We start from the raw sequence: 25795 nt of genomic DNA on the forward strand, positions 1-25795 counted from the left end.
TTGAAATGTGCTCGAAATCAGGAGAAATTCCGGAGGAAAACCTGTTGACCAACAAAACCGGTAAGCGTGGCGGCGCTTCTGGCTTCATACCGGTTCTGAACTGCAAAGGACTGGCCCAGCAGGGAAAACCGGACCAGTCCCTCGTTACTGATCGGAGGTCATTCTGATCAGAAACTCTTGGGATTAGGAGACCCCCGGCACGAGGCCGGGGGTTCCGTCGTTCAAATTAGAACGAGCGCTGCAGACGGAAGTAACCGGTCGTGACGTCGTCGCCATCTTCCGGATCCAGGTACTGGACGGAAGCCTTGGCGTAGAAGTTGTCAACGATCTGGTAGTCAACCGTCAGACCGACCTTCCAGGCATCGCCGAGACCATCGAAGTCGTCAGGAGCGCCAAGCTTGGCCGGGGTGCCCCAGTAGTTACCGTAGTACTGAACACCGGGAGTGATCTTCAGCTTGTCGGTAGCCTTGATGGCGTATTCGGCAGCAACTGCCCATTCAGCCTGCGAGTAGTAGGAGTTCGGGCCGCTGGAGTAGACGGCTGCGAGGCCGAGCGTGCCCGGGCCGAGTTCAGCCGTACCCATTGCACGGATTGCGCCGTCTTCGTTGTCGAAGTCCCAGCCGCCGGTGACCTGGTAGCTGAAGGCGCCAGCCGTGCCGCCGATGCCGAAGGCTACGCCGACATTGTTCGGAGCTTCGTCAGTCTTGAAGACGCCGTCTTCCAGTTCGTCAACGCTGAGGCCAGCGTAGAAGGAACCGGTCTCGTACTGATAACGGATGGAGTTATGCAGCGTTTCGACAGAACCGATATCGTCCGTTTCGCCGGAGAGACCATCGTCCCACCAGGAGTAGAAGAGACCAGCGCGGAAGCCCGCGACGTCGAGGTAAGCGGAGTCGAGCTTCGTTTCCTGGGTCGATGCGTTGTCGGCATTGGCCTGGAGAACGATGACGCCGGTGAGCGGGCCGTATTCGGTGTCGCTCTTGGCGGTGAACTGAACCTGACCACGGGTTACAGCATCCCAATCCGAGTCGCCGCCAACGTTTTCGCCGACATTAACCTGGAAACGGATGTAGCCTTCGATCTTCAGGCAGGTTTCCGTGCCCGGGATGTAGAAGTAGCCGGTGCCGTAAGCGTCGCAGACGCGAACGTACTCAACCGGCTCCGGCTCGGCAGCAACGATTGCGTCTGCTGCAAGTACCGGGGTCGATGCAGCAAATGCTGCTGCCGACGCAAGCAATACCATCTTGATGTTCATTGTAGAATTCCACTCCTTTGTCGATCGGGGCTTTCTCTGTCTCCGAAGATCCAAAGCCGACCCGTTTGAACAGCCTCACGGCGTGCGGATCGATCGAACCGCCAAACGTTCATTCCACAGACATCAGACTGTAGCAATTCGTGAAGGGAGCCAACGCTCATCGCGCACATGCTTTCTGCATGGAGCGTGATTTTTATACAACAATTTCAATAAGTTGGATGGTCAACGCGCGAATGCCGCCGCGATAACCCGTGGTTTTCGCAGGCGGCTGAAATGATCCTCCCAGGCACCGCAAAATGGAGCAGAGCTCAACGATTTCGCGAAGCAACCGAACTCTAGCGCCGGCTAAAGACCATATAAAGATCGGAATTTAGGACATGGTGTTCTGAAATCGAACCTAATGGTGCGGATCGCGACCATTAATCGATTTGAGGCCTGCTTATTGTTGTATAAACAACCGCAGGTTCGCAATTTGACGTCGATTAAACGCTTCGCCAAATGCAAAAAAATCGTGCATCGCGCGATATTGCGCCGCACCAGCATTGATTCAGTGTGCCTGGAACCCCCGGGACCACGTCCTGAGCCGGTACTCATGCCTCCCAACGTGCGGCCAACTCATGACCGCGTGGATCGCATAGTTCCATGACAGGAAGATTACAATTTGGAAAGGTTTTGTACCGCCGTCAAGGGCCTGGCGCTTCACGAGCGGGCTTAGAAATCGTGGATGAACTCTGAGTCGCCTCGTCTGCGGAAGCGCATTCGCTCTCCTGTTCAGCAGGCACGATTCGTTCGCGCCTGCCAGGAATCGTCAGCGCCGTATGAGGCGCGCCTGGCCAATTCAGTCCTCGTTGGACTTGGCGTTTTCGAGAAGCATGTAGTCGAGCGGCAGCTGTGTCGAATACTTGATCTGCTCCATCGCGAAGGCAGACGAAACATCGCGAATCTCGATCTTGGCGATCATCCGCTTGTAGAAGGCGTCATAGGCGGCAATGTCGGGCACGACAACGCGCAGCAGATAGTCCACATCGCCGCTCATGCGATAGAATTCGACGACTTCGGGGAAGTCTGCCACGACCTCCGAGAATCGGCGCAGCCACTCGATCGAATGGGTCGCTGTGCGGATAGACACGAAAACCGTGACCTTGGTGTTGACCTTCTCCGGATCGAGGATCGCCACCCGGCGCTTGATGACACCGTCTTCCTCCATCTTCTGGATCCGCCGCCAGCAGGGCGTCGTCGAAAGGCCCACCTTCTTGGCGAGGTCTGCAACGGCGAGCGTCGAATCTTCCTGGAGCAGGCGCAGTATCTTTCGGTCGAGGCGGTCCATGCGAAAATAAGTCCCTTTCGAATTATTTTCTCTGTATAGCGCGATTCCGGCCAACGAAAAGAATTTTGTTTCAGGAAGTAAGCATTTCGATTCGCCGGCGCAGTTCCGGGAGCAGTTCTTCTTCGAACCACGGATGCCGTTTGATCCAGCCGGTGTTGCGCCAACTCGGATGCGGCAGCGGAAGAACGGCCGGCTTGCCCGGCATGGCAAGACTGTCCCGCCAGGCCCGCACCGTCTCTGTCATGTTCTCGCGCCGCATTTTCCCCATATGCCATGCCTGAGCATAGCCGCCGACAGCCAGCACCAGTTCGATCTGCGGCATGACCGAGAGCACGCGGCCCTGCCAGACGGGCGCACATTCCCGGCGCGGCGGCAGGTCGCTGCCCTTGGCATCGTAACCTGGAAAGCAGAAACCCATCGGCACGATCGCGAATCGATCCCGGTCGTAGAAGGTCGGCCGGTCCACCTGCAGCCATTGGCGCAGCCGGTCGCCCGAGGCATCGTCGAAGGGCAGGCCGCTTTCATGGACGCGCAGCCCCGGCGCCTGGCCGGCGATCAGCACCCGCGCACTCGACGAGAGCACCGCAACCGGCCGCGGCTCGTGCGGCAGGCGATCCTCCATGCCGCGCAGAGGCGCATCGCGACAGATACGGCAGGCGGCAATCTCTGCCCGCAGCCCGTCCAGTCGATCGTCGCTCCAGATGCTGTTCATTGCGCTCCTGTCCACTCACTAATCAGCCGCCGCAAGCCGGAGCTTTCATGCCGTGCCTGATCCCTGACGTCACGCGGCATCTCGAAACGACCGGCCCAAAGCCCAAGCTTCTGCACCCTCGCCTGCTCCTCCTCGCGCCGATAGCCGCCATAGGAAACCGCCATGCCGCCGGCCACCATACGCGCATTGATATCGCCGGCACGATTGCGGCAAATTACCAGAAGCCGGTCGTAACGGTCGCGCTCGCTTCCGCCGCATTGCGTATCATCATCCGAGACGAGCTGCTGCAGCGTATGCTGCGCCAGCCTGCCGCAGGGCCATTCCTGCCCCGCCCGCTCGCATGTCTGCGTCAGTTCCGGCGCATCAATGCCTTTGAGCCGCATGCGCTCGCCATCAAGAACGAGGCTGTCGCCATCAACTGCACGGAAGGCGCCTTGATGCTGGATGTCGGGCCTGTCGTTCAGCTTGGCGGCAATTAATGCAACGAGAACAAGAAAAGCGAACGCGATCGTCCCGTCTCGGATCAACGAGAATAGCCGTGCCACGCTTTTGCCTCCTTGAAAAACAAACCCTTGGCAAAGATGGCAAACATCTTCTTAAGAATTTCCGGTTAAGCTCTTATTCATCTGCAGGAAAAGTTTCAACGTGCACATGAGTACCGGCGTCAGCACATCAACCGACAAGATTATTGTCGACAAGTCGCGCGGCCACCGCAACAAAGCGGTATCCAGGGCTGTGCGGCAGACGCGCGAACGCCTGCAATCTGGCCATGCTTCCCGCTCTGCTTTCGATCGTGACGTGCTGCGGATGTATGTCGCTGCGGTGCTGCAGGGCGCAGCGATCATGCCGCTCTTCGTCATCATCGTCGCGGCACTCGGTACCTACTTCACCGAGGATACGAGCCTTTTCTTCTGGGCGTTGCTGACGCTGACCTGTCATACCGTCAATATCCTTCTGGCGCGTCGTGCCAGGAAGCAGGAAATGACTGCAGATAGCGTGCGCCGCTGGCGCAAACTATTGCTGGCCGGCCAGTTTCTGATCGGCTGCTGCTGGGCAATCTTTGCCCTGCAGAGCTGCTCGGCCTGCGAACCCTCCAGCTTCACGCTCTATAAGGGCGCCACGCTGTTGATCGCGCTGTCGGTCACCACCATGTCGAATTTCATGCTGACCCCAGCCGTGCTCGTCGGCTTTGCGCCGGCGGTCGTGGCGCTCGCCGCAAAAAGCGGCCTGTCACGCGACATTCTGGAAGTCTGTCTGGCCGCTGTCTTCACCACGACAGTGGTCTTCTTCAATTACATCAGCGATCGGCTTTTTCAGTCCAGTCTGAAGATCCTCTCCTTCCAGTCGGAGAAGGACGATCTGATCGCCGAGCTGGAAGTGGCAAAATCCATGTCGGACGAGGCGCGGCGCCGCGCCGAGGAAGCAAACCTCGCCAAGTCGCGCTTCCTCGCCTCGATGTCGCATGAGCTTCGCACGCCGCTGAATGCCATTCTTGGCTTCTCCGAAGTGATGTCGGCGGAGGTCATGGGGCCGCTCGCAAATCCGACCTATAAGGAATATGCCGGCGATATCCATCGTTCCGGCCAGCATCTGCTCGATCTCATCAACGAAATCCTCGACCTCTCGCGCATCGAAGCCGGCAAGTATGAGTTGAGCGAAGAAGCGGTCTCGCTGCTCGATATTGCCGAAGACTGCATCGGTATGGTGCAACTTCGGGCGCGGGCCAAGAACATCATCATTCACGATCAGGTCGAACGCCAGCTTCCAGCAATCTGGGCGGATGAGAAATCCATTCGCCAGGTCGTGCTCAATCTCCTCTCCAACGCCGTGAAATTCACGCCTCAGGGTGGAGAAATCAACGTCAAGGTCGGCTGGACTGCCGGCGGCGGCCAGTACGTTTCAATCAGGGATAACGGCCCCGGCATTCCCGAAGATGAGATCCCGATTGTACTCTCGGCCTTCGGCCAGGGTTCGATCGCCATCAAGAGCGCCGAACAGGGCACAGGCCTCGGCCTGCCGATCGTCCAGGCGATCCTCGCCAAGCATGACGGCCAGTTCGTCCTGAAATCCAAGCTGCGCGAAGGCACCGAAGTCATCGCCATCCTGCCGGCCAAGCGCGTGTTGCAGAGCATTCCGGCCGTGGAAGAGGCGCAGCCGGTCGTCAAGAAGCGCCGCAGCTTCGCCTAGTCAACGTACTCGTTCAGAAGAACAGGTGCCTTACGATGACGAAGCCGAGATAAAGGCAGCATGCGGCAATCATGCAGGTCACGGCGAAGGAGCCGAGATCCTTGGCATGTTTGCCGACGATGGAAATTTCAGGTGAAATTCGGTCGATCACTTCCTCGACAGCCGTATTCATCGCCTCGATGGAAAAGAGCCCGAGGAAAAGCAGCGTCGTGACGACGAATTCGGCAGCATCGGCGCGGATGAGGAAAAGCACGATCAGTGCCGCGACGAAAAAACCGAGTTCCTGCCGGAAGGCCGCTTCCTTGAAGACCCGCAGGAACCCCGCCCAGGAATAGCCGGCCGCAGCTATGAAGTGGCGAAATCCCGTTTCCTTGGTTACGGCAGGTTTCGTCCCAGGTTGCGTCAACGGCGCCTCGTTTCCTCCAGGCCGGCCTTCTTGCCGGCGCTTTCATTCATGAGCGGATACGCAGATATCGCTTCCCCGGTCTCAGCGCAAGCAATGCGCCGGCCGGGCTTCGATTCCTGCCCGAGAGCGGCGGATAACCTCCGACGCATTTTCCCGTAAAGCCTGGGGATTATCGATCCGGACCCGGGACCTATTGCAGCCAGAACGCCCGTATCTCTTCCGGCGTAACCTTGCCATCATTGTTCGCGTCCACAGCGTCGAATATCCGCTTATGGATAGCCGTCACTTCCTCGAACGACAGAGCGCCGTCCTCATCGGTATCGGCAATCGCGAACATGACCTTCATCATAAACCCGCGCATCATCGGCATCCCGCCGCCCGGTTGCATCATGTGCCCACCCATCATGCCGGGCTCCATCATATTCCCGCCCGTCATTCCGCCATACATCATGCCCTGTCCTTCCGGCATTGCCCCCTGGCCTTGTCCCATCATGCCTCCCATTCCCGATTGCGGGGCCGCTTGCGACATATTCAAGGGATGATGGGGATCCGTCTCGTTCGTCTGCGCGAAAGCGGAACCGGCTCCGCCGGTCACAATTAGCGCGGCCAGCAGGACTGCGTTTGGAATGCTCGTCATTCTCATGTCGTTTCTCCTTTGCTTGCGGCTCCGTTCCCCTGCTCAGCCGAAGCGCCGGCCGATGAAATCGAAGATAGTTGCGATCATTGAAACTGTCCATGCGACCAAGACGACACGTCTGACGGTAGACGGTTTCCTGCCGATCATACTTGATTCAGGTCAACAATGCCGTAACGATACCGGTCATCTCGCCTGATTGGCGCCGCCCGAATCCACCTGCGTGGAGCGGTGCGGCGGGAGCGATCCGACGGACTTCGCTCCCGATTCCGAGGGGAATTCGACCCTTAGTGTTTGCCGGTAACGCCGGCCTGGCTGAACGTCGCCATGCCGGAATGGCAGGCGGCCGCCGCCTTGACGATGCCGGCGGCAAGGGCGGCACCCGTGCCTTCGCCAAGCCGCATGCCGAGCGCCAGAAGCGGCGTCTTGCCGAGCTGTTCGATGGCCCGCAGATGGCCGGGCTCAGCCGACACGTGGCCGATCAGGCAGTGGTCGAGCGCGGAAGGATTGGCCGCCCGCAGGATCGCGCCGGCAGCGGTCGCAGTATAACCATCGATCAGCACCGGAATACGCTCCATGCGCGCCGCAAGGATGGCGCCGGCCATCGCTGCGATCTCGCGCCCGCCAAGCCGGCGCATGATCTCAAACGGATCGCCCAGGTGATCGCTGTGCAGTTCCACGGCACGCTCGACGGCATCGATCTTGCGCTCCAGCATCTCGCCTTCCGAGCCCGTGCCCGGACCAACCCAGTCGCGCGCCGTTCCGCCGTAAAGCGCATAATTGATCGCGGCTGCAATCGTCGTATTGCCGATGCCCATTTCGCCGATGCAGAGCAGGTCCGTGCCGCCGGCAATCGCTTCCATGCCGAAAGCCATGGTGGCAGCGCAATCGCGCTCGGAAAGGGCCGCTTCCTGAGTGATGTCACCGGTCGGGTAATCGAGCGCCAGGTCGAAGACCTTGAGGCCGAGATCATTGGCGACGCAGATCTGGTTGATCGCCGCCCCGCCGGCGGCAAAATTCTCCACCATCTGCTGCGTGACTTCCGGGGGGAACGGCGTGATGCCCTGCCGCACGACGCCGTGATTGCCGGCGAAGATCGCCACCAGCGGCCGGTTGACGGCGGGCGACCGGCCCGTCCAGGCGGCGAGCCAGAAAGCGATTTCCTCCAGACGGCCAAGCGCACCCGGCGGCTTCGTCAGTTGCGCGTCGCGTTCCCGGGCGGCGACCAGCGCGCGGGCGTCCGGTCCCGGCAGGTCACGAAGAAGGGCGCGAAAATCGTCGAACGGCAGGCCTGAAACGCTCATCTGAATGGCTTTCCTTGTATTCTTGTCTTTTCCCGGCAAATCGGGTTCTTTGCTTGGCGACTCTCTTAAAGCGACCGGCCCGGGCTCACAATGTCAAAAAGCCGCGTAATGACAAAAGCGCTGGTGAGAGCGGGGACTGCAGAGAATGATCAAGAATACAGTGCTCGATACCGCCCGCGCCGTGGCTTTCCTGAGCCGCATTCCCTTACCGCCATGGCTGTTTGCCGGATATGACGGCAAGCTTGGCCGGCTCGTGCGTGTCTTCCCGCTCGCCGGTCTCGTCATCGGCGCCCTGCCCGCTCTCGTCTTCCTCTTCATGCTCGTGTTTCATGCCGACCGCCTGATGGCGGCCTTCGTGGCGCTTGCCGTGCAGACGATCCTGACCGGTGCGCTCCATGAGGACGGGCTTGCCGATACGGCGGACGGGATAGGCGGCGGCAAATCGCGCGAACAGAGCCTGATCATCATGAAAGACAGCCGCATCGGCAGTTACGGTGCAATTGCCCTCATCCTTTCCTTCGCACTCAGGGCTTCCGCGCTCGCAGCGGTTGCCCGTGAAGCCCCGCCCTTTGCTGCCGCACTTGCCATTCCTGCCGTCGCCGCCCTCAGCCGCGGGGCGATCACCTGGCACTGGCAGCGCCTTCCTCCCGCAAAGTCGGATGGGCTCGCTGCCTCCGCCGGAAGCCCCGCCGAGCCGGCGATGCAGATCGCCCTCGTGTCCGCGGGTTTTGCGACGGCAATGCTCATCTGGCCGGCGCTCGGTCTTCAGCCGCTCGTCGCCGCCCTTCTTGGCGCTGGCATCTCCACGCTTGCCTTCACCTGGTTCATCCGTCGCAGGCTCGGCGGCCATACCGGCGACACGCTCGGAGCCACTCAGCAGATTTGCGAGCTCGCAGCCTTCTGCGCACTTGCCATGGCCCTCTGAAATCCCGATATATCGTCCATGCGAACACCCTGCATCCGCGTATGCTGCCTGGATCCTCTCACTGGTCTTTGCACCGGATGCGGCCGCACAACACGTGAAATCGCCGGCTGGATGCGCATGTCGGATGAAGAGCGCGAGGCCATCATGCAGAACCTGCCGGCTCGCCTCGCCGCCCTAACGTCCGAACCGATGAGAACGCTGGAGGTGGCGGGCTGATGCGCCTCATCCTCCTGCTTGCCGTCATCGGCATCGGCCTTGCCATCCTGCTCTTCAACAGTGATCAGAGCCGGATTTTCGGATTGGAGAGCGATGATTTCGGCCGCTTCGTCTACCTGCTGCCGCTCTCTCTGATGCTGGCTGCCGGCATCTGGGGCAGCCGCCGCAATATCGGCCAGACCATGCGGCAGCTGATGATCTGGCTCGTCATCATCCTGGCGCTCGCCACCGCCTATCTTTATCGCCAGGATGCGAGTGCTGTCGGCAATCGTCTGCTCGCCGGCCTCATGCCCGGCCGCGCTGTCGTCGTCACGACGAGCGAAGGCGGCCAGGAGGTCATCGTGCACAAGATGCTGAACGGCCATTTCCAGGCCGAAGTCTCGATCAATGGCCAGTCCGTGCCGATGCTGGTCGACACCGGCGCCAGCATGGTTGCTCTCTCTCATGAGGATGCGCAGCGCATCGGCATTGATCCGAAGCAACTCACCTATTCCATGACTGTCATGACCGCCAATGGCCGCGCCCGCGCAGCACCCGTTACCCTCGATCAGGTGGCGATCGGCCCGATCCTGCGCAGCAATGTCGCTGCAACCGTCGCCGAAGACGGCAGGCTTGACCAGAGTCTGCTTGGAATGAGCTTCCTCGAAACCCTGGGCTCGCTGCAGATGCAGACGGATGAGCTGAGGATGCGGGACTAACGGCCGCATCCGCCTTGCGGGAGCGACCAAGCCGCCCTAACCTCCGCCGATCTCCGCCAAAGAGGTCTCATCCGCCAATGTCCACCACCATCGCATTGTTCGGCGCCGGCGCCATGGGTAGCGCCGTCGGCCGCCGTCTCGCCGAGTCCGGCGCCAAGGTCATCACTTTTCTGGAGGGCCGCGAAGCGACAATCGAGCGCGCCCGCGCCGCTGGCCTCTTGGCTGCGCCGCTTTCGGCCTTTGCCGAGGCCGATATCATCCTCTCGATCGTTCCGCCGGCCGAAGCACAAAAGGTGGCGGATCTCGTGGCTCCCGTGCTGCGGGAATCCGCGAAGAAACCGGCCTTCGTCGATCTCAATGCCATCAGTCCGAAGACGATGGAAGCGCTTGCGGCAAAACTCGCACCGTCAGGCGTCAAAATCATCGACGGTTCGATCATCGGCGGCCCGCCGGTATCGGGCAAGGCCGGTCCGGTCATCTGCCTCAGCGGCGAACTCGCCGGCGAGCCCGACCTGCTCTCCCGTTTCGGCCTGAAGATTCGCCCGGTAAAAGGCCCGGTCGGTGCCGCCTCGGCCCTGAAGATGTGTTACGCCGGCATCAACAAGGGCATCACCGGCTTGTCTGCCGCGATGCTGCTTGCGGCTGCCCGCAATGGCGCCAGCGAGGCGCTGAAGGTGGAACTGGCCGAAAGCCAGGCCGAGCATTTGCAGCGCCTGCGCCACTCAATTCCGGACATGTATCCCAAGGCCTATCGCTGGGTGGCGGAAATGGAGGAAATCTCCGAATTCCTCGGCGCAGACAATCCCGCTGCCCTCATCTTCAAGGGCATGGCCGGGATCTTCCAAGCGATCGCCGACGATCGGACCGAGGGTCGGGAACTGATCGCCACGCTCGACCGGATGCTGGAGAACCGGCATTAGACCGGTGACAAGCCCCGCATGAAATCCACAATCGCGCGGCTCACCGTCTCCGGCTGTTCCTGCGGCAACCAATGGCCCGCACCGGGCACGAACTGCGTCGTCCGCAGGCGAGGCGCGAGCGCCGGCATCGCCGCGATGATCTCCCGCATGCCGGGAATAGCAAGGCCGGTATCGCGTTCGCCGGTCATGAACAGCGCCGGGATCTCGACCTTCCTGCCTGCAAAGGCTTTCTGCAATTCCCAGTTCCGGTCGAGATTGCGATAATAATTCAGGCCGCCGCGAAAACCCGACTCCTCGAACGCATCGACAAAGACTTGAAGATCGGACTGCGGCAGCCAGCCGGGAAGGCTTTCGCTTTCCGGCAGATCGGCGAGCAGACCGGAGGCGCGCGACACCATCCCGAACGGATTGGGCGTTCGGTCACCCGGCAACCGCGGACCGGCGTCACCGCTGGCCGCGCTGTAGATCTTGCGCAGCGTGACGTCCACATCCCGTTCGAACTCGGCTTCTGCCACTCCCGGCTCCTGGAAATAGAGCACATAGAGCAGGTGATCCGGCGTCGCCGGAAAGATTTTCGTCGGCGGCACGGGTGGCTGGCCCATCAGGGGAACGCTTATGGCGACGATGCCGCGGAACCGGTCCGGGCGCATCAGCGCCGCCTGCCACGCGACCGTTGCACCCCAGTCATTGCCGACGATGACAGCCTTTTCCTCGCCGAGCGCGTCGAGGAGCGCGACCATATCGGCCACGAGATCGACGATCGTATAGACGCCGGTCTCGCGGGGGCTTTCGGTACGGCCATAACCGCGCATATCGGGCGCTACCGCATGGAAGCCCGCCTCGGCAAGTGCGCTGATTTGATGGCGCCAGGCATGTGAGGTCTCCGGAAACCCATGGCAGAGCAGCACCAGCGGCCCTTCGCCGGCCTCAGTGATGTTCATCCTCAAGGTTGCGGTTTCAATCACGCGCTGCTGCATCTCTGCCTCCTCGATACCAGGGCCGTCGCACCCGGAAAAATGGTGTCCGGGCAGTGTTGAATCTTTTATTCCGTATCTTTTTACGTTACAGAAAACAGGAGTCAATAGATCGTAACATCATTTGTTACGCTATCGGGAGGCACAGATGCGGCAAGACGGAAGACTGGCGCGGATGATCCATGTTCTCGTCCATATGGGATTGCTGGGCGGCCGGGAAACGAGCGAACGCATTGCCCAGATGCTAAACACCAACCCCGTTGTCGTTCGCCGCACCATGGCGTCGCTGCGCCAATGCGGCATCGTCGAATCGGAAGGTGGCCGCGGCGGCGGCTGGTCGCTGACAAAACCGCTCGCGGATATCACCATTCTCGATGTGCAACGCGCCCTGCAAGGTGAAACGATTCTCGATGCGCCGCTTTCTAACGATCACCCGTCTTGCCCTGTCGAGCGCGCCGCCAATGCCAAACTGCAGCACGCCTTTGAAAGTGCCGAACAGACGCTGGAGCGGGAATTCCAGAAGGTGACGCTCGCCGAAATCGGCGAGACCGCCATGGCTTCGGCCAGAGCCGGAAAGGCTGGCTGACGCCCACCGGTGCGCTTGCGAATGGCCGGTGAATCTGCCAATTTTCAGCAAAACAACAAGACCACAAAGAACAAGAAGAAACTCCTAGTCTGGTGGCACCCAATCCCGATCGCCTTTTCCAAAGGCTTGGCGTGTCCGGTGCGACAGGAGTTTGACGATGAATGCATTCTGGCCCTTGTTCGTCGGCGGCGTGGCTCCCGCCATCTTCTGGGGCATCACCGCCATTTTTCAGAAGCAGAGTGCGGTGGCCGGCGCCGGCTCTTCCGCCTATCTCATTACTTTCGGGCTGACGCTCGCCATCGCAGGCGCGATCGCCGCATTGCTCTGGCGTCCGGCACCGTGGACACCTGATGGCATCGGCTTCGCCGCCCTTGCCGGCATCTGCTTTGCGCTCGGCACCGGCCTCATCAGCTATGCACTCTTTTCCTATGGCGTGCCGGTTTCGAAGCTTGCGCCGATATGGAGTTGCAACGTGTTGGTGACACTGGCTGTGGGGGCGGTGTTTCTGGGCGAGGCCTCGCAGGTCGATCTCCTGAAATTGTCGGTTGGCACGCTGCTCATCATCGGCGGCGCGATCCTCGTCAGCAATGCCTGACGCCTGTTCCGCCCGGCAATTGTAGCGGCGGGAGATGACGGTCATCAGCAGGTCGTCCCCTTCGTCCTTCGATGACGAAGCAAGCCGGCAGCGATCCGCACCCGGATTGACGCATATTGGCGGGAAAACCCCGAGTCCCAGACCCGTGAGAAGCTCGTGCTGACCCGGATATGGCGGAACCGTCGAATAGCTTCGACGGTTTTTTGAAGACAGACCGCCGATGACAGGAGGGGATTCCATGAGCAACGATATCAGGCTTCTGCACGGCTTTCGCGTACTTGTTTGCGACCCCGACAGCAAACAGCTCGCGGCCGCGAGCGGCATTGACGACCTTATCAGTCACGCACTCAGCGAAGCCGTCGATTGGGTGGTGCTGCCAATCGCTCTATTGCCAGACGGTTTCCTGACGCTCCGGTCCGGCATTGCCGGCGCGACGATCCAGAAATTCGTGAACTACCGGCTGCGCGTCGCCATCATCGGCTGGATCGATGACCCGTTGGCCGCCAGCAAGGCGCTGCAAAACTTTGTTCTTGAAGCCAATTACGGCACGGATTGCTGGTTTCTCGATACAATGGAAGAGTTCGAGGCGAGGCTCTCGGCTTTCAGCACACCGGCATAAGCCACGGTTTTACTGCGACAATGTGAAATCCATAATAAGCATCACGCAACGGCAGCCTTCCAGTCGTCCCACCATTTCAGCACACGCAGCGCCCGCAGGGTCACCCAGCGTGAGGGCTCTCCCTCACCGTCATCCATCACGAACCATGTCCGGCCGGATGCGCGCCAGTCGAGCGGCCAGCGTCCATCCTCAAGCCGGCGGGAGCGGAGGTATTCAGTTGCCTCCGTCAGACGCGGATCGGGTGCGACGCCCGTCAGCATCGCCGAGGCGCGGAAATAGTCGAGGGCCCGCAGCACATCGAAGCGCCAGCGGTTCGGATGCAGGAACTGCAGGAATGTCTCATCGACCAGTTCGCCGGTGCTGAGCCGCCGCATCAGATGTCGCGCCAGCAAATATTCCTCGCCCGAGCGCCGCGCCTCCCGCGATTGCGCCGTGCCGCCGGTCGCCCGCTCAAACTCCAAGAGCCCCTCCAGCACATTGATCGTCGTATGAAATGAGGAGCGCACCGAGCCTCGCGCCCGCTCGCAGTTCCAGCCGCCATCAGCCTGCCGCTCACCGAGCAATCTCTCGACGATGGGCGAGACATCGACACCGAAATAGGCGCCGTCACCCACCGTGCGCCCATTGATGCATTCCTCGACCTCGCCCTCCCAGAAGGGCTGGCCGCCCTCGTCCCAGCGGCAATTGGCGCCGACGAGCGCGACAGTCGCCTTCGCCCGCTCGGATTTCGGATCGAGCCCGAATTCGCGCAGCTGCGTCAACGAAAAATTCGTCGCCGTCCATGGTTGACCGGTCGCCTGCCACTCTTCTCGCGTGAAATCGCTGGGCACAAAAGAGCCGCCCGCCCATTGCCCGTCCTCATCCTGATAGGAGAGCAGCCGGGCGCCCCATCCTTCGGTCTCGACCTTCTGCCGCTCGGCAGACCAGACGGGCTCCGGCGCATCCAGGAGATCGCGCAGCACCTGCCAGCGGATGGCTGGATCGGAGGCGAGCAGCCAGTCGATCACGGATGTCTCTGACGGCATCGGCAAGGCTCCCTGTCGCTTGCAAACACCGCCGCAGCTTGGCCAAGCCGGCGACTGTCGTCAACATCACAGAGCCGGCGGTGGAACAGTATTTCTTGGAGCCAGCTCCTCCTTGAAGCTGCATCCGATAATTGCCGTTCAAAATCGTCTATGCAATTGTCTTGCGGAATAACGGTTTTCAGGCAGTCCCTGAAGCCCAACTGATCGTCCTGCCCAGTAAAGAGATCGCAATCCTCACCTACTCCGGTTAATCTGGGTCAATCAACAGACTGAATTCCGCGATAACCCGAGCATGGTGACGACCGTTGCTGGCCGCAACTGGAGCCCAGAATGAATCCACGCCAACTGAAAACCTTCCTTGCGGTCGCACGGCACGGCAATTTCACCCGCGCCGCCAGTGAGGCGCACCTCGCCCAGTCGAGCCTCAGCGATCAGATGCAGGCGCTGGAAGAGGAATTGGGTGTCCAGCTTTTCGAGCGCTCGCGTCAGGGTGTTTCGCTGACACCACCCGGTGATATGCTGAAGGCTTATGCGGAAGAGATCCTAGCGCTGAACGACGAAGCCATGGCAGCGGTTCGCACTGCTGCCGGCATTGGCGAGCAGATACTTACGATAGGCACACTCGAAACCATTGCGACGGAAAAGCTTGCGCCCTTCCTGTCGCGCTTTCGCCAGGCCCATGCCGATATCGGTCTGACTTTAAAGATCGGCGGCAGCGGTGAATTGCAGCACCGGCTGGAAGACGGCTCAATCGACATCGCCTTCACCTTCGATCGCGGAGATCGGGACGAGCGCTTCGTCAGCCGGCTGGTCTCGCGCGAACCGCTGGTGCTGATATCGGGCCGCGCTGTGGAGGCAGAGCCCCCCAAAAGTCTCGTGGAGATCAGTCATCTATCCTTCATTGCCACCGAAACCGGTTGCGTCTATCGCCGCCTCTTCGAGACCGCCTTTGCCGAAACGGGTATTGCAAGGCCCCGGATCGTAACCCAGGCCGACAGTATCGCGACGATCATCCGCCTCGTCGCATCGGGTGCCGGTTATGGCCTCGTTCCACGCCTCGCACTTGGCGCGGATGCGAAACACAGCGACATCACGGAATTACCCTGGCCTGGCAATCCGCCGGCAGCCTCCCTGATCGTGCTGTGGCGCCGCCGGCGGGTCCAGCCGTCGGCGCTCTCCCTGCTGCTTACCGCGGTCAGCGAAGATCTGCGACCGGTCAGACCAGCCGATGCCCGCCCTCGACGTGCAGGATAGTGCCTGTGGTAAAACCGTTTCCGATCAGGAAGCGGATCGCATCGGCAATGTCCTCGGATCTGCCGACACGGCCCACCGGCAGGCGCTTCGCCATCGCCTCAAGCGTCGCCTGCCTGGCGTCGCCGGCGACGAAACGCCAGATCGGCGTATCAACCCAGCCCGGTGACACGGCATTGATACGAATGGGTGCGAGTTCCACGGCCAACGCGCGCACCAGCCCTTCGAGCGCTGCATTGACCGCCGCGACCACGGTACCCCGCGCCGCCGGCCGATAGGCCGCGACACCCGACGTATAGGTGATCGAGCCCGATGGCCGCAGGCAGGACGCGCCATATTTGGCGAGCAGCAGCGGCCCGTAGAACTTGCTCTCGACCACCCGTTGTGCCGCGCCAAGCTCGATATCCGGCAGAAGCTGATAAGCCCCCTCGATATCCGCCGCCGTGCTGACGATATGATCGACCGGCCCGCGATCGCCGAAGAAAGCCGCGACCTCTTCTTCCCGTGTCAGGTCGAGGACAGCGGTCCGAAGCCTCCCGTGATCGCCGAGTGCCTCTCGCGCCGATGCGAGCTTTTTCTCATTGCGCCCTGCAATCGTCACGCGCGCCCCTTCATCGAGTAGCCGCTGTGCCAGCCCCAGGCCCATACCGGAACTGCCGCCCACGATGGTGATCTCGGCGCCTTCAATTCTGATATCCGTCATCTGCGTCTCCTTCTTGACTGGGAGAGTTGATGCCCGACGCCGGACTGGAAGAAAAACGGGAGAAACCGATGGTGCCATCGGAAAATCCGGCGGCACCGAGAAAGAAGCCCTCGGTTCAGCAGTAGAGCCGAGGGCCTTCAGTTGCAGGATCAACGCGGCGATCGCCAGTGATGTTCGACCTTCTCGAGCGGTCACCACGTACGGTAAAAACGAGCCGCGTCACATCTGGTTCCGGAAAGTCATCAGGCCGGCAGCCGGCTCAGCAAAAAATCTGCACGCGCTGCGACATCGACCTTCGGCAGGATGACGATTTCGTAGCCGATTTCGGGATAGGCCGCGATCAATCGCTCATATTCGGCAACCGCTTCTTCAAATCCATGCCGCCGCTCGGGATCGTTGATATAGATCTCCGGCCAGGGCGGCGTCAGAAAAACCGTCTGGTGATAGCGGTGCCGGTCCCGCAGCGTCTCCAGCGTCGCCTCTCCCGTAAAGGCCTGAAGCGCAGAGGCGGCATCGATCAGACCGCGGTCGAAAAACGTCCAGCCCGCCTGCCTCTCTGCCAGCCTCTGATCCTCGAGCGCCATCGCCATTGCCCTTCTGGCAAAGGCCACCGGATCGACCCACGGCAAGGCCGCGCCCTGCCCGGCCAGCTCCTCCGTCACGATCCGGCGTCCCGGCTCTTCGACGGTGGCGTAACCGCGTCGGGAAAGTTTTTCGAGCAGCGTGGATTTCCCACCGCCCGAGCAGCCGGTAATGACGACGGATTTGATCATGGAACTCTCCGAAGGACAGATGATGCGAAAGGAGGCGCGGCGCAGACGCGGCTATGTGCCGATTTCCAGATCGAAGGCGTGACCCTGCCTGTAGGCGGAGCAACGAAGCGAACCCCTGTGTATTGCGGCGATGCGCTCCACGATCTTGAGGCCGATCCCCATTCCATCGGCATGGGCAGGGAGATCGGCGCCCTGCCGGATGCCCTCCGGACACCTATCCTCGATACGGATCAGATTGTGGCTCACGCGCACGACGATGGCGGTATGTGCCGGCGTGTGGCGAACGGCATTGTCGATCAGGTTGCGCACGGCATCCTTCAGCAGGGCCGGCACACCCTGGACGATAGCCGAATCGACCTGCGCGGAGAGTTCCAGCGAATGGTCGTTCTCATAGACCCAGGGAGCCAGCTGCTTGACGACATCGGATGAAAGTTCGACGAGGTCGATTTCCTCGAACATGCCGTGATCGAACGTATCGAGCCTCGCAAGCGCGGTGATCTGGCTGACGAAGCGCACGAGATCGTCGAGATCGGCCTCCGCCTTGCGTGCCCGCGGATGGTCGATATGGCCGAGCTCCAGCTTGATCGCCGCAAGCGGCGTTCGCACCTCATGCGCAATGCCCGACGTTAGGATCTTCTGGGATTTCATCAGCTCGCCGACACGCTCGAAGGCCCGGTTGACCGCCTCGGCGAGATGGGCGACTTCCCGCGGCATGTCCTGGAATTGCAGATGCGAGCGCGAATCCATCGGATCCATCCGTTCCGCCGCCTCGGCCGCGATCCGCACGGGCTTCAGCGCCTGGCGTACGGAGAGCAGCGTGGCACCGAGCACCAGCACCAGAAGGATGCTCATCGGCACGATCATATGGGCGATCACTTCGTTCCAGAGGACATCCGATATGACATCCTGGAGATCGCCCATCGTCGCGACATCGACGAAGAAATGCTGACCGCCGACCGTGAAGGCCCGCCCTCCGACCAGTGTCAGCGGCTTGCCCGGTGAAAGCGACCGCAGCCAGAAATCCGGCGGGTTCACATCGGGCGGCAGGAAACGGCTTTCGCAGGCCGCATCGCATGACTGGAACACCAGCTCGCCATCGGCCCCGCGGATACGCGCCACGTAGCCGGTCTGCGCCTGCCCATAGCGCCCCTGCACACTATCGGGAAGCCGGTAGCGCACAGTGTCGTTCTCCTCCGCCGTGATGCCGGCGGCGAGCCGCTCGGTCTCCTGCTCCACGAAGAGGCGCGAAAGCTCGCCGACATTCCAGTAATAGTCGGAGAAGATCACGGCGAGCTGCACGACCATCGCCAGCACCGCAAAGAAAGCGATGCGCCGCGTCAGGATTGCGCCCAATGTCGGTGATTTCAGGCTCAACCACGCGCCTCCCGCATCATATAGCCGACGCCCCTTACGGTCTCGATCAGCGCCTTGGTCGGGTGTCCGTCAAGCTTCCTGCGCAGTCTCGAAACCGCAAGCTCCACCGCATTGCTGCTGCGCTCGTCGCCGAATTCCGAAAAGGCATGCTCGATCTTCGGCTTGGGCACCACCTGACCGCCATTGCGCATCAGAAGTTCAAGCAGACCCTTTTCGGAAGGTGCGAGCGCGATCTCGGCGTCGCCGCAGGTCACCCGCCGCGACGCGACATCATATTGCAGCGCTGCGAATTCCAGGACCGGCATGGCGGTGACCGGCGCGCGCCGGGTCAGCGCCCGGATGCGGGCGATCAGCTCGCCATTGTGAAAGGGTTTGACGAGATAGTCGTCGGCGCCGGCATCGAGCCCGGCGATGCGTTCGTCAACCGCGCCGCGCGCCGTCAGCACCAGAACGGGCATCTGGACCTTGGCGGCCCTGAGCGACCGCAAAAATGTGACCCCGTCCTCATCGGGCAGACCGAGGTCGAGAAGCAGCAGATCGTAGTCCGTTCCCGCAAGGGCAAGCCGCCCCTCCTGCGCCAACGCGAAAGCGTCGATCTTCCAGCCGGCATCGCGGATGGCTTCGCAAAGCAGCTCGCGAAGCCGGGAACTATCCTCGATCAGCAGTATCCTCATGCCTTCTTTCGACCCGTGACCATCGACCAGACGAGATTTTCCCTGTGTCTCCAGCTTTCGATGATGGCGGCTCCCGCATGAGCGAAGGCAAGCACCATGATACCATTTGCAATAGTGCCGTGCAGTTTCTCCAGCCACTTTTCGCCCCAGAAGGCGTCAAGCGTCGTCATCCAGCCGGTCAGGGCCGTTGCCGCCAGCAATGCCATCAGCGCAAGCATCATCACCGATGCCAAGGGGTTGTGACCCAGGTAACGTTTCTCGCTGCCGTCGATCATGTCCAGAATCTGATCCCTCACCCTGCGCGGCGTTGGCAGAAAATCGGAAAAGCGAGCGTATTTTGTACCGACGAAACCCCAGAGGATGCGAATGACAATTGCCACAGCGACGACATAACCCGTGATGCGGTGCCAGTATTTGCCCTCCTCGAGGATGAAGAGATTGAGCACGCAAGCCATGACGATAGTCCAGTGAAACAGCCTGACGACCGGATCCCACACCCTGATCGTCCTGCGGACGGTATCGGAGGGCTCGAGGCCCTCCTTCTTCGACGAGATGACCGTCATGGCTCAATCGCCCTTCTGGACGATGTCGCCGGAGACCGGGTTGAAATAGACCTCGGCGCGTTCGCCGTCCTTATCCTTGCCGTAGATCTCGTAGCAATTGCCGGTGACCTCGAAGGTCTTGACCTTGTAGCCCATGGCTTCGATCTTCGCCTTCATGGAAGCCTCCGGCATCCACTTGGATTTCGGCTCCTTCGTGCAGCTTGGACTTGCAAACGCCAAGGCCGGCGAGAGCGACAGGATGGTAAGAGCGGCGATCAGTTTCAGCTTCATGATTTGACCCTTTTGCTGCTGCCCATGTCGGGCGACGGCAGAGGGGTAGCGCGGCGAAGCTGTCTGTTTGCTGTCTATGTCGGCAGCTGGCTGTCGTCTAGTCGCCGCGCGGTAACGGTCGCAGGAACAGGCGCTCGTAACTTTTGAATGGCGGATCGGCCCCGAAGCGCGCATTGGCCGCGATGCTGTCCGGGTCGGTCGCAACACTGGCGCGGTAGCCGAGGTAGGTCTCCTCGTCCGGGAATGTGAAAAGAGCGATTGCAATATTGCCCGCCCCATCCACCCCGGCGCCGGGAAAGCTCAAGCCCGCCCCATGAGGCTTCTCTCGCGGCATGAAATAGCCGTGATGCGTTCCGCCATAGCGTTCGATCAGCCGGACCCAGATCTCGGCATAGGCTTCGAATTCAGTGCGTTTCTTCGGATCGAGGCGATAGCGCACCTCGCAGGTGACGGGTATGGTCGACTTCAAGGATATTCCTCCCATGTCAGCATATAGCTCATAAGAGGACGCCGGCCATGCGCACAGTGCCAGATCTGACGGAATTGCAGCAAACGCGGCTGCGCATGGAAGCGAAATACCTGCCCGCCTCGCCGCTCCGGCAGAGCTATGAGCGGCTTTGCCGGCGTTTCGAGGACGATCTCGCCGACGAACGGGACCGCCTGCTCAGTCAATGCGCGAGCCTGATGCTGATCAAGTTTATTCAGGAGGATATTGCAGGTGTGACGGATTGATGCCGGTCCTGGCGGCCGCTCCTCAGGGAGGCGCAACAGGCGCAATATCGGCGTCAGCCCCAGCCCCTGCCGCCTCCCGTCATTTCCCGCTTGTCGCGAATCGCTGATCCCGCTACCTCTTGAGCAAGGCTCCACCCAAGCCTCCTCCCTCCATCCGGGAAGCATCGTCCATGCGGGGTAATCCACGACAGAACCATCTGTTCGAGCACCGCATAAGGAGGGGTTGCGTTTCCGGCTCGCAATGGAGGTTTCAATGAAATTGTCTGCACCCATCTATCAATTGAAGCGCCGGGCGAAAGTGCTGGCGCGGACCGATACGATTCCGCTCCATCAGGCGCTGGACCGTATCGCGGAGGAAGAAGGTTTTCCGGCCTGGAGCCTGCTTGCCTCGCGCTATGAAATCGAGGGATCGACAACATCCATGCTGTCACAGCTTGCGGATGGCGACCTGTTGCTGATCGCCGCCCGTCCAGGCCACGGCAAGACCCTGCTTGGCCTGCAGCTTCTGCTCGATGCCGTCGCAAAGGAGCGAAGGGCGACCTTCTTCACGCTCGAATACACCGAAAAGCAGACCATGAAGCGCATCCACGCCCTGCCCGAAGGGGAAGCGCTTGGCGATAAGGTGGAGATCGTCACCTCGGACGAGATCAGCGCCGATTACATCATGCGCCATCTCGCCGATGCCCCACGGGGAACGGTCGCTGTCATTGACTATCTGCAGATCCTCGACCAGCAGCGCATCAAGCCGAGCCTTTCGGAACAAGTGACCGCCATCAGAAGCTTTGCCCGCGAAACCGGTATCGTGCTGGCCTTCATCTCGCAGATCGACCGGTCTTTCGAGGCCGAGAGCAAGGGCTTACCGGATCTGACCGATATCCGCCTGCCGAACCAGCTTGATCTCAGGCTCTTCACCAAGGCCTGCTTCCTGCACGATCGCGAAGTCCAGCTTCAGCACGTCGCTTAAAACCAAAGGGGCCGGCCTCGCTTGGGCGCCGGCTCTCGGCTGCAACGCACGCACCTTCAGCACAAAGTTGCATAAATGCCGCATATCGCAGCTCCCGCGCCGGAGCTGCGATATGACGCTCCCATTCAGCCAAACCATTTGCTATCCCTGCTGTCGAAGAGCATTGGCGCATCGAGGTAGACTTTGCCTAAGTAAGAACCGGTCTCAATCCAGTTTCACCCGTACGGCCTGACAGCGACAGCTGTCGGCGTATGAATGCGTTCATCGGGTGGTGGCAAGAGACCGGTTTGGCATTGTTCCGATCGCCAGTGCAGCCCCGCTGTGTCTGCTCTTCAACCACCCAAGGCATCGCCACACCGCGCCCTCAAGGTATTCTCTCGCGCCATCTTGGTGGACTTCCGAACGGAAGACCAAGGCTTATGTGCGATACTTTACGGGTTCGATGGACTGTTACGCCGAAAACTGCTCCCCAACCCTGGATAGCGTGCGGCGGATGCGGCGGATTGAGAGCCTTTCAATCTAGCGGCAAGACCCGGCTCAATGCCAACGGCCGCAAGCTGGATGCCTGGCTGATCTATAAATGCCTTACCTGCGACAAGACGTGGAACCGGCCGCTCTTCGAGCGCCAGAACGTCCGCGATATCGATCCGGCCACTCTGGAAGCGCTGCAGTCCAACGATGTCGAATGGATCCGGATGGAGAGCTTCAACCTCGATGCCTTGAAACGCAAATCGCAGCGCATCGACGAATTCCCTGAATTCGACATCGCCAGGCAGGTGATGCGAGAAGCTGTCGGCTGGACGCGGCTGGAAATCGAACTGCTGGTGCCGTTGCCTGCGAGCATACGCCTCGACCGTCTGCTGGCATGCGAGCTCAAGTTTTCGCGTACGCGGCTCCAGACGCTCCACGAGAAAGGCCTGCTACAGGTCAGTCCTGATCGCGCCGATATCCTGCGGCGGCGTATCAGGAGCGGTACCGAGGTGACGATCGACCTTGCGACGACAGCGGATCGGAAGCTCTCCTGGGGACCTTTGGCGACAGGCAGCCCCCGGTAAAACAATCGAAGGCCCGCATGTCGGGCCTTCGTCACTCCAATGCGCATTCCGCATCGGTCGAATGCTGTCAGTGCGAGCTCGGCAACGTGGCGAGCGAGACTGCCGCGTCGGCCGTTGGCCGCCGCCCGGCAATCCGGCGCGGCTTCAGCCTGTCCTGCGACGTAAGCGGATTGTCCGCATCGATCAAGCGGAAGAGCGCCTGCAGCTCGGGCTCCTCGACGAGCAGAGCCGCCTCTGCCGGAGCAATCCAGATCTTCCGCCTCTGGGTGCATTCCGGAAAGCGGTCGCTTTCCTCTTTGAACCGCAGCAGGTGGACCGAAACCGCCAGCGATGTCTCCTGATCCTTCAGGTAGGTGTAGTAGCCAAGGGGCCTCTTCCTGACCTTGCCGATGATACCCGCTTCTTCGAATGCTTCGCGCTGGGCGCAGCGATAGGGCTTTTCCTTCCTCTGCAGATAGCCCTTCGGGATCACCCATCGTCCGGTATCCCGGCTGGTGAGGAGCAAAACACTCAACTTTCCGCCCCTCTCGACCCGGCAGCAGATGGCGCCACTCTGGTCGACCTTGCGGCCACCCGCGCTCGCCGGCATTTTCGCGTTCAATTCAGGTGGATGCCTGGGTGGATGCATAGGCCGCTCGGTTTCTCCCTTTCCTTGCATAGAGAATAGAGCGCAACAGAAAATCGAAAATAGCGACCCGCAAAATTAGGGTATGAGCGCATCGAACGCCCCCGCTGTCAGGCAAACAGGCTTGCAATGCCATAGCAGGCGGCGGCAATGGCAGCGGCAGCCGGCATGGTGATGACCCAGGCAATCACGATATTGCCGGCTATCCCCCATCGCACGGCCGAAAGACGCCGCGCGGCGCCGACGCCGATGATCGCTCCAGTGATCGTATGGGTCGTCGACACGGGAATACCGAGCCATGTCGCGCCGAACAGCGTCAGCGCCCCGCCGGTTTCGGCACAAAAGCCCTGCATCGGATTGAGCCTCGTGATCTTCGAGCCCATCGTGTGAACGATCCGCCAGCCGCCGAAGAGCGTACCCAGCGCCATGGCCGACTGGCAGGATATGACCACCCAGAGCGGCACATGGAAGCTCGGACCGAGCTGCCCCTGGCTGAAGAGCAAAACGGCGATGATGCCCATTGTCTTCTGCGCATCGTTGCCGCCATGGCCGAGCGAATAGAGCGAGGCTGAGATGAACTGCATGAAGCGAAAGGTGCGGTCGACCGCAAAGGGTGTCTGGCGCACGAAGAGCCAGGAGACGACGAGGACGAAGAACAGCGCGAGCAGAAAACCGATTGCCGGCGACATGACGATCGCGCCGACCGTCTTCAACAACCCGCCCCAGACGATGGAGCTGAAGCCCACCTTTGCCCATCCCGCCCCGACAAGCCCGCCGACCAGCGCATGCGACGAAGACGAGGGAATGCCGAACAGCCAGGTGACGATGTTCCAGACGATCGCTCCCATCAGCGCCGCAAAAATCACCTGCGGGGAAACGATCGAGGGATCGATGATGCCGGTGCCGAGCGTTTCGGCGACATGCAGGCCGAAAAACAGGAAGGCGATGAAATTGAAGAAAGCCGCCCAGCCGACGGCGTAATGCGGCCGCAGAACCCGGGTGGAAACGATGGTCGCAATCGAATTTGCCGCATCATGGAGCCCGTTGAGGAAATCGAAGAACAGCGCCACACCGACGAGAGCGATCAGCAGCGGAAGGGAAAGAGAGGCTTCCATCAGACGTTCTCGATGACGACGCCGCTGATTTCATTGGCGACGTCCTCGAACCGGTCGACGATCTTTTCCAGATTGGAGTAGATCTCGCTGCCGATCATATAGGCCATGGCATTGCCGCTGGCGCCATGGCGGTGATAGAGCTCCTTCAGCCCTTCGTCATGCAGCTCGTCGGCGCGGCCTTCCACTCGTGTGATCTCCTCGGCGATGGTCGAAAGCCGCGAGGCATTGGCGCCGATCTTGTCGAGCAGGCCTATCGCCTGTTGCATCAGGGCCGCCGCCTTGACGATCTCGCCGCCGAGTTGCTGCATCAGCGGATCGAAACGCGATTGCTCGAAGAGGCGAATGATCTTCACGGTCTTGTGCATCATGTCGATCGCATCATCCATGGACTGGATCAGATCCTTGATATCGCCGCGGTCGAAGGGCGTGATGAAGCTGCGGCGGATGGCAAGCAGCACCTCGCGGGTAATCTGGTCAGCCTCGTCTTCCAGCGCGATGATGCGATCGCAATTCTCCTCGACCGCCTCGCCTCTCAGGAGCTTCTCCATCGCTTCGGCTGCCGCTACGACGGTTTTCGCATGCCTGCAGAACATCTCGTAGAAGCGGTCCTCCCGCGGCATCATCTTGCGAAACACGCTCATCATCTCAGGCGATCCTTCCCTGTGTGCACGACGGTCATGAGGGAATGTCATAAATGTGTCATAAACCGTCGCAGGCAATTGATCGAAAAAGTAAAAATTGGCAATGCTGGATGTCATGAAATCCAGTAAAAAAGGCGCAAAGTCTCGCGCCGGTTCATCAAGCCCCCTGCTGAAGCAGCTTGCAGAACGACCGGAGAAGCTGTTCTCCGGCGCCTTTCGCCAGCAATATGGCGCGCTCTGCTTCCGCTACAGGAAAGGCGGTCCGGAGACCGATCACCCCGAAATCGAAGTCCTCGTCGTCACCACGCGCGACAGCGGCCGCTGGATCATTCCCAAGGGCTGGCCGATGAAAAAGAAGAAGCCGCATGAGGCAGCCGCCATAGAGGCCTGGGAGGAAGCCGGCGTGCGCGGAACCGTCAGAAAACAGCCGGTCGGCCGCTACACCTACCTCAAGGAACTGGATGATGGCGACGTTGTTCCCTGTATCGTCGATATCTTCCAGATCGAGGTGGAGGCCGCACAGAGCCAATTCAGGGAAGTCGGCCAGCGCGTGCTCGACTGGGTGAGCCCGGACGAAGCGGCCCGGCGCGTGCGCGAACTCGAACTGAAATCCCTGCTCGTCGATTTCCGCCCCCGGCACGACAAGGGGCGGCGCAAGAAGAAGGGCTGATG

33 protein-coding genes are annotated in these 25795 nt (G+C 60.9%); 14 read left to right on the plus strand and 19 right to left on the minus strand.

The window, feature by feature from the left end; genetic code table 11:
- Positions 1-226: 226 nt before the first annotated feature.
- The 4 genes from EV281_RS04755 to EV281_RS04770 form a co-directional block, all read right to left on the minus strand.
- Positions 227-1255, minus strand: coding sequence for a porin (locus EV281_RS04755; RefSeq protein WP_132651752.1), 1029 nt, complete (start codon positions 1253-1255; stop codon positions 227-229).
- A gap of 838 nt (positions 1256-2093) precedes the next feature.
- Positions 2094-2582 (minus strand): Lrp/AsnC family transcriptional regulator, encoded by a 489-nt coding sequence (locus tag EV281_RS04760; RefSeq protein ID WP_132651753.1) that lies wholly within the window; start codon positions 2580-2582, stop codon positions 2094-2096.
- Between the two features lie 70 nt (positions 2583-2652).
- Positions 2653-3294, minus strand: a complete 642-nt coding sequence (locus tag EV281_RS04765) for a uracil-DNA glycosylase family protein (RefSeq protein ID WP_132651754.1) — start codon at positions 3292-3294, stop codon at positions 2653-2655.
- Positions 3291-3839, minus strand: coding sequence for a thermonuclease family protein (locus EV281_RS04770; RefSeq protein WP_132651755.1), 549 nt, complete (start codon positions 3837-3839; stop codon positions 3291-3293). The genes EV281_RS04765 and EV281_RS04770 overlap by 4 nt, the downstream gene beginning before the upstream one ends.
- Before the next feature lie 106 nt (positions 3840-3945).
- Between EV281_RS04770 and EV281_RS04775 the strand changes: the two genes are divergently transcribed.
- Positions 3946-5481: a HAMP domain-containing sensor histidine kinase gene (locus EV281_RS04775; RefSeq protein WP_132652012.1), complete on the plus strand. Its 1536-nt coding sequence runs from the start codon at positions 3946-3948 to the stop codon at positions 5479-5481.
- A 13-nt stretch (positions 5482-5494) separates the two neighbouring features.
- Here the strand turns inward: EV281_RS04775 and EV281_RS04780 are convergent, their stop codons facing one another.
- Positions 5495-5887, minus strand: coding sequence for a diacylglycerol kinase (locus EV281_RS04780; RefSeq protein WP_132651756.1), 393 nt, complete (start codon positions 5885-5887; stop codon positions 5495-5497).
- 190 nt (positions 5888-6077) lie between these two features.
- Positions 6078-6530 (minus strand): EF-hand domain-containing protein, encoded by a 453-nt coding sequence (locus EV281_RS04785; RefSeq protein ID WP_132651757.1) that lies wholly within the window; start codon positions 6528-6530, stop codon positions 6078-6080.
- A 55-nt stretch (positions 6531-6585) separates the two neighbouring features.
- On the opposite strand from EV281_RS04785, the gene EV281_RS31985 reads away from it, so the two are divergent.
- On the plus strand, positions 6586-6720 hold the full coding sequence (locus EV281_RS31985; RefSeq protein WP_281026250.1) for a hypothetical protein: 135 nt from the start codon (positions 6586-6588) through the stop codon (positions 6718-6720).
- 88 nt (positions 6721-6808) lie between these two features.
- On the opposite strand, the gene cobT is transcribed toward EV281_RS31985, so the two are convergent.
- Entirely contained in the window at positions 6809-7825 is a 1017-nt protein-coding gene (gene cobT / locus EV281_RS04790) for a nicotinate-nucleotide--dimethylbenzimidazole phosphoribosyltransferase (RefSeq protein WP_132651758.1), read from the minus strand.
- Positions 7826-7970: 145 nt separating this feature from the next.
- On the opposite strand from cobT, the gene EV281_RS04795 reads away from it, so the two are divergent.
- From EV281_RS04795 to EV281_RS04810, 4 genes are all read left to right on the plus strand, one after another.
- The gene (locus tag EV281_RS04795; protein WP_132651759.1) at positions 7971-8750 is read left to right on the plus strand and encodes an adenosylcobinamide-GDP ribazoletransferase; all 780 of its coding nucleotides are present in this window, start codon (positions 7971-7973) and stop codon (positions 8748-8750) included.
- Between the two features lie 18 nt (positions 8751-8768).
- Positions 8769-8966, plus strand: a complete 198-nt coding sequence (locus tag EV281_RS04800) for a DUF1289 domain-containing protein (protein ID WP_132651760.1) — start codon at positions 8769-8771, stop codon at positions 8964-8966.
- Positions 8963-9664: a TIGR02281 family clan AA aspartic protease gene (locus EV281_RS04805; RefSeq protein ID WP_132651761.1), complete on the plus strand. Its 702-nt coding sequence runs from the start codon at positions 8963-8965 to the stop codon at positions 9662-9664. Before EV281_RS04800 ends, EV281_RS04805 begins: the two co-directional genes overlap by 4 nt.
- A 77-nt stretch (positions 9665-9741) precedes the next feature.
- On the plus strand, positions 9742-10584 hold the full coding sequence (locus EV281_RS04810) for an NAD(P)-dependent oxidoreductase (RefSeq protein WP_132651762.1): 843 nt from the start codon (positions 9742-9744) through the stop codon (positions 10582-10584).
- Here the strand turns inward: EV281_RS04810 and EV281_RS04815 are convergent.
- Positions 10581-11561, minus strand: a complete 981-nt coding sequence (locus EV281_RS04815) for an alpha/beta hydrolase (RefSeq protein WP_132651763.1) — start codon at positions 11559-11561, stop codon at positions 10581-10583. The two genes, EV281_RS04810 and EV281_RS04815, sit on opposite strands and share 4 nt — an antisense overlap.
- 145 nt (positions 11562-11706) lie before the next feature.
- On the opposite strand from EV281_RS04815, the gene EV281_RS04820 reads away from it, so the two are divergent.
- The 3 genes from EV281_RS04820 (at position 11707) to EV281_RS04830 (ending at position 13358) form a co-directional block, all read left to right on the plus strand.
- Complete coding sequence (locus EV281_RS04820; RefSeq protein ID WP_132651764.1) at positions 11707-12144, plus strand: Rrf2 family transcriptional regulator; 438 nt, start codon at positions 11707-11709, stop codon at positions 12142-12144.
- A 157-nt stretch (positions 12145-12301) separates the two neighbouring features.
- Positions 12302-12739 (plus strand): EamA family transporter, encoded by a 438-nt coding sequence (locus EV281_RS04825; protein WP_132651765.1) that lies wholly within the window; start codon positions 12302-12304, stop codon positions 12737-12739.
- A 238-nt stretch (positions 12740-12977) separates the two neighbouring features.
- Positions 12978-13358: a DUF4180 domain-containing protein gene (locus tag EV281_RS04830; protein WP_165911835.1), complete on the plus strand. Its 381-nt coding sequence runs from the start codon at positions 12978-12980 to the stop codon at positions 13356-13358.
- A gap of 41 nt (positions 13359-13399) precedes the next feature.
- Here the strand turns inward: EV281_RS04830 and EV281_RS04835 are convergent, their stop codons facing one another.
- On the minus strand, positions 13400-14383 hold the full coding sequence (locus tag EV281_RS04835; RefSeq protein WP_132651767.1) for a squalene cyclase: 984 nt from the start codon (positions 14381-14383) through the stop codon (positions 13400-13402).
- 330 nt (positions 14384-14713) lie between these two features.
- Here EV281_RS04835 and EV281_RS04840 point away from each other — a divergent pair, with 330 nt between their 5' ends.
- Positions 14714-15637, plus strand: coding sequence for a LysR family transcriptional regulator (locus EV281_RS04840; protein WP_132651768.1), 924 nt, complete (start codon positions 14714-14716; stop codon positions 15635-15637).
- On the opposite strand, the gene EV281_RS04845 is transcribed toward EV281_RS04840, so the two are convergent.
- The 7 genes from EV281_RS04845 to EV281_RS04875 all read right to left on the minus strand — a co-directional run bounded on the left by EV281_RS04845 (position 15600) and on the right by EV281_RS04875 (position 20460).
- Entirely contained in the window at positions 15600-16337 is a 738-nt protein-coding gene (locus EV281_RS04845) for an SDR family oxidoreductase (protein WP_132651769.1), read from the minus strand. The two genes, EV281_RS04840 and EV281_RS04845, sit on opposite strands and share 38 nt — an antisense overlap.
- Positions 16338-16579: 242 nt before the next feature.
- Positions 16580-17110 carry an AAA family ATPase gene (locus EV281_RS04850; protein ID WP_132651770.1) on the minus strand — a complete coding sequence of 177 codons (531 nt, stop codon included), beginning with the start codon at positions 17108-17110 and terminating at the stop codon, positions 16580-16582.
- Between the two features lie 51 nt (positions 17111-17161).
- Positions 17162-18484 (minus strand): ATP-binding protein, encoded by a 1323-nt coding sequence (locus EV281_RS04855; RefSeq protein WP_132651771.1) that lies wholly within the window; start codon positions 18482-18484, stop codon positions 17162-17164.
- Positions 18481-19158: a response regulator transcription factor gene (locus tag EV281_RS04860; RefSeq protein WP_132651772.1), complete on the minus strand. Its 678-nt coding sequence runs from the start codon at positions 19156-19158 to the stop codon at positions 18481-18483. The genes EV281_RS04855 and EV281_RS04860 overlap by 4 nt, the downstream gene beginning before the upstream one ends.
- Positions 19155-19721, minus strand: coding sequence for a cytochrome b/b6 domain-containing protein (locus EV281_RS04865; protein ID WP_132651773.1), 567 nt, complete (start codon positions 19719-19721; stop codon positions 19155-19157). Before EV281_RS04865 ends, EV281_RS04860 begins: the two co-directional genes overlap by 4 nt.
- 3 nt (positions 19722-19724) lie before the next feature.
- Positions 19725-19991 (minus strand): PepSY domain-containing protein, encoded by a 267-nt coding sequence (locus EV281_RS04870; protein WP_132651774.1) that lies wholly within the window; start codon positions 19989-19991, stop codon positions 19725-19727.
- Positions 19992-20088: 97 nt separating this feature from the next.
- Complete coding sequence (locus EV281_RS04875) at positions 20089-20460, minus strand: NIPSNAP family protein (protein ID WP_165911836.1); 372 nt, start codon at positions 20458-20460, stop codon at positions 20089-20091.
- A gap of 47 nt (positions 20461-20507) precedes the next feature.
- Here EV281_RS04875 and EV281_RS04880 point away from each other — a divergent pair, with 47 nt between their 5' ends.
- From EV281_RS04880 to EV281_RS04890, 3 genes are all read left to right on the plus strand, one after another.
- Positions 20508-20723: a hypothetical protein gene (locus EV281_RS04880; RefSeq protein WP_132651776.1), complete on the plus strand. Its 216-nt coding sequence runs from the start codon at positions 20508-20510 to the stop codon at positions 20721-20723.
- A 253-nt stretch (positions 20724-20976) separates the two neighbouring features.
- Positions 20977-21687: a DNA helicase gene (locus EV281_RS04885; RefSeq protein WP_132651777.1), complete on the plus strand. Its 711-nt coding sequence runs from the start codon at positions 20977-20979 to the stop codon at positions 21685-21687.
- 419 nt (positions 21688-22106) lie between these two features.
- Positions 22107-22742: a DUF1062 domain-containing protein gene (locus tag EV281_RS04890; RefSeq protein ID WP_132651778.1), complete on the plus strand. Its 636-nt coding sequence runs from the start codon at positions 22107-22109 to the stop codon at positions 22740-22742.
- 67 nt (positions 22743-22809) lie between these two features.
- Here EV281_RS04890 and EV281_RS04895 read toward each other — a convergent pair whose 3' ends face one another.
- From EV281_RS04895 to EV281_RS04905, 3 genes are all read right to left on the minus strand, one after another.
- Entirely contained in the window at positions 22810-23370 is a 561-nt protein-coding gene (locus EV281_RS04895; protein ID WP_132651779.1) for an NUDIX hydrolase, read from the minus strand.
- A gap of 107 nt (positions 23371-23477) precedes the next feature.
- Positions 23478-24482, minus strand: coding sequence for an inorganic phosphate transporter (locus EV281_RS04900; RefSeq protein ID WP_132651780.1), 1005 nt, complete (start codon positions 24480-24482; stop codon positions 23478-23480).
- Positions 24482-25126 carry a DUF47 domain-containing protein gene (locus EV281_RS04905; RefSeq protein WP_132651781.1) on the minus strand — a complete coding sequence of 215 codons (645 nt, stop codon included), beginning with the start codon at positions 25124-25126 and terminating at the stop codon, positions 24482-24484. The genes EV281_RS04900 and EV281_RS04905 overlap by 1 nt, the downstream gene beginning before the upstream one ends.
- 112 nt (positions 25127-25238) lie before the next feature.
- Here EV281_RS04905 and EV281_RS04910 point away from each other — a divergent pair, with 112 nt between their 5' ends.
- Positions 25239-25793: an NUDIX hydrolase gene (locus EV281_RS04910; RefSeq protein WP_132651782.1), complete on the plus strand. Its 555-nt coding sequence runs from the start codon at positions 25239-25241 to the stop codon at positions 25791-25793.
- Positions 25794-25795: the final 2 nt, after the last annotated feature.

The organism is Rhizobium sp. BK418 (assembly GCF_004341105.1).
Lineage (GTDB): Bacteria > Pseudomonadota > Alphaproteobacteria > Rhizobiales > Rhizobiaceae > Rhizobium.

What these genes read in the sequence shown, in the direction of transcription:
- EV281_RS04755 (WP_132651752.1), bottom strand. Translation starts at nt 1,255, where the DNA reads ATGAACATCAAGATGGTATTGCTTGCGTCGGCAGCAGCATTTGCTGCA.
- EV281_RS04760 (WP_132651753.1), bottom strand. Translation starts at nt 2,582, where the DNA reads ATGGACCGCCTCGACCGAAAGATACTGCGCCTGCTCCAGGAAGATTCG.
- EV281_RS04765 (WP_132651754.1), bottom strand. Translation starts at nt 3,294, where the DNA reads ATGAACAGCATCTGGAGCGACGATCGACTGGACGGGCTGCGGGCAGAG.
- EV281_RS04775 (WP_132652012.1), top strand. Translation starts at nt 3,946, where the DNA reads ATGAGTACCGGCGTCAGCACATCAACCGACAAGATTATTGTCGACAAG.
- EV281_RS04785 (WP_132651757.1), bottom strand. Translation starts at nt 6,530, where the DNA reads ATGAGAATGACGAGCATTCCAAACGCAGTCCTGCTGGCCGCGCTAATT.
- EV281_RS31985 (WP_281026250.1), top strand. Translation starts at nt 6,586, where the DNA reads ATGAAATCGAAGATAGTTGCGATCATTGAAACTGTCCATGCGACCAAG.
- cobT (WP_132651758.1), bottom strand. Translation starts at nt 7,825, where the DNA reads ATGAGCGTTTCAGGCCTGCCGTTCGACGATTTTCGCGCCCTTCTTCGT.
- EV281_RS04795 (WP_132651759.1), top strand. Translation starts at nt 7,971, where the DNA reads ATGATCAAGAATACAGTGCTCGATACCGCCCGCGCCGTGGCTTTCCTG.
- EV281_RS04800 (WP_132651760.1), top strand. Translation starts at nt 8,769, where the DNA reads ATGCGAACACCCTGCATCCGCGTATGCTGCCTGGATCCTCTCACTGGT.
- EV281_RS04810 (WP_132651762.1), top strand. Translation starts at nt 9,742, where the DNA reads ATGTCCACCACCATCGCATTGTTCGGCGCCGGCGCCATGGGTAGCGCC.
- EV281_RS04815 (WP_132651763.1), bottom strand. Translation starts at nt 11,561, where the DNA reads ATGCAGCAGCGCGTGATTGAAACCGCAACCTTGAGGATGAACATCACT.
- EV281_RS04820 (WP_132651764.1), top strand. Translation starts at nt 11,707, where the DNA reads ATGCGGCAAGACGGAAGACTGGCGCGGATGATCCATGTTCTCGTCCAT.
- EV281_RS04825 (WP_132651765.1), top strand. Translation starts at nt 12,302, where the DNA reads ATGAATGCATTCTGGCCCTTGTTCGTCGGCGGCGTGGCTCCCGCCATC.
- EV281_RS04830 (WP_165911835.1), top strand. Translation starts at nt 12,978, where the DNA reads ATGAGCAACGATATCAGGCTTCTGCACGGCTTTCGCGTACTTGTTTGC.
- EV281_RS04835 (WP_132651767.1), bottom strand. Translation starts at nt 14,383, where the DNA reads ATGCCGTCAGAGACATCCGTGATCGACTGGCTGCTCGCCTCCGATCCA.
- EV281_RS04840 (WP_132651768.1), top strand. Translation starts at nt 14,714, where the DNA reads ATGAATCCACGCCAACTGAAAACCTTCCTTGCGGTCGCACGGCACGGC.
- EV281_RS04845 (WP_132651769.1), bottom strand. Translation starts at nt 16,337, where the DNA reads ATGACGGATATCAGAATTGAAGGCGCCGAGATCACCATCGTGGGCGGC.
- EV281_RS04850 (WP_132651770.1), bottom strand. Translation starts at nt 17,110, where the DNA reads ATGATCAAATCCGTCGTCATTACCGGCTGCTCGGGCGGTGGGAAATCC.
- EV281_RS04860 (WP_132651772.1), bottom strand. Translation starts at nt 19,158, where the DNA reads ATGAGGATACTGCTGATCGAGGATAGTTCCCGGCTTCGCGAGCTGCTT.
- EV281_RS04865 (WP_132651773.1), bottom strand. Translation starts at nt 19,721, where the DNA reads ATGACGGTCATCTCGTCGAAGAAGGAGGGCCTCGAGCCCTCCGATACC.
- EV281_RS04870 (WP_132651774.1), bottom strand. Translation starts at nt 19,991, where the DNA reads ATGAAGCTGAAACTGATCGCCGCTCTTACCATCCTGTCGCTCTCGCCG.
- EV281_RS04880 (WP_132651776.1), top strand. Translation starts at nt 20,508, where the DNA reads ATGCGCACAGTGCCAGATCTGACGGAATTGCAGCAAACGCGGCTGCGC.
- EV281_RS04885 (WP_132651777.1), top strand. Translation starts at nt 20,977, where the DNA reads ATGAAATTGTCTGCACCCATCTATCAATTGAAGCGCCGGGCGAAAGTG.
- EV281_RS04890 (WP_132651778.1), top strand. Translation starts at nt 22,107, where the DNA reads ATGTGCGATACTTTACGGGTTCGATGGACTGTTACGCCGAAAACTGCT.
- EV281_RS04895 (WP_132651779.1), bottom strand. Translation starts at nt 23,370, where the DNA reads ATGCATCCACCCAGGCATCCACCTGAATTGAACGCGAAAATGCCGGCG.
- EV281_RS04900 (WP_132651780.1), bottom strand. Translation starts at nt 24,482, where the DNA reads ATGGAAGCCTCTCTTTCCCTTCCGCTGCTGATCGCTCTCGTCGGTGTG.
- EV281_RS04905 (WP_132651781.1), bottom strand. Translation starts at nt 25,126, where the DNA reads ATGATGAGCGTGTTTCGCAAGATGATGCCGCGGGAGGACCGCTTCTAC.
- EV281_RS04910 (WP_132651782.1), top strand. Translation starts at nt 25,239, where the DNA reads ATGAAATCCAGTAAAAAAGGCGCAAAGTCTCGCGCCGGTTCATCAAGC.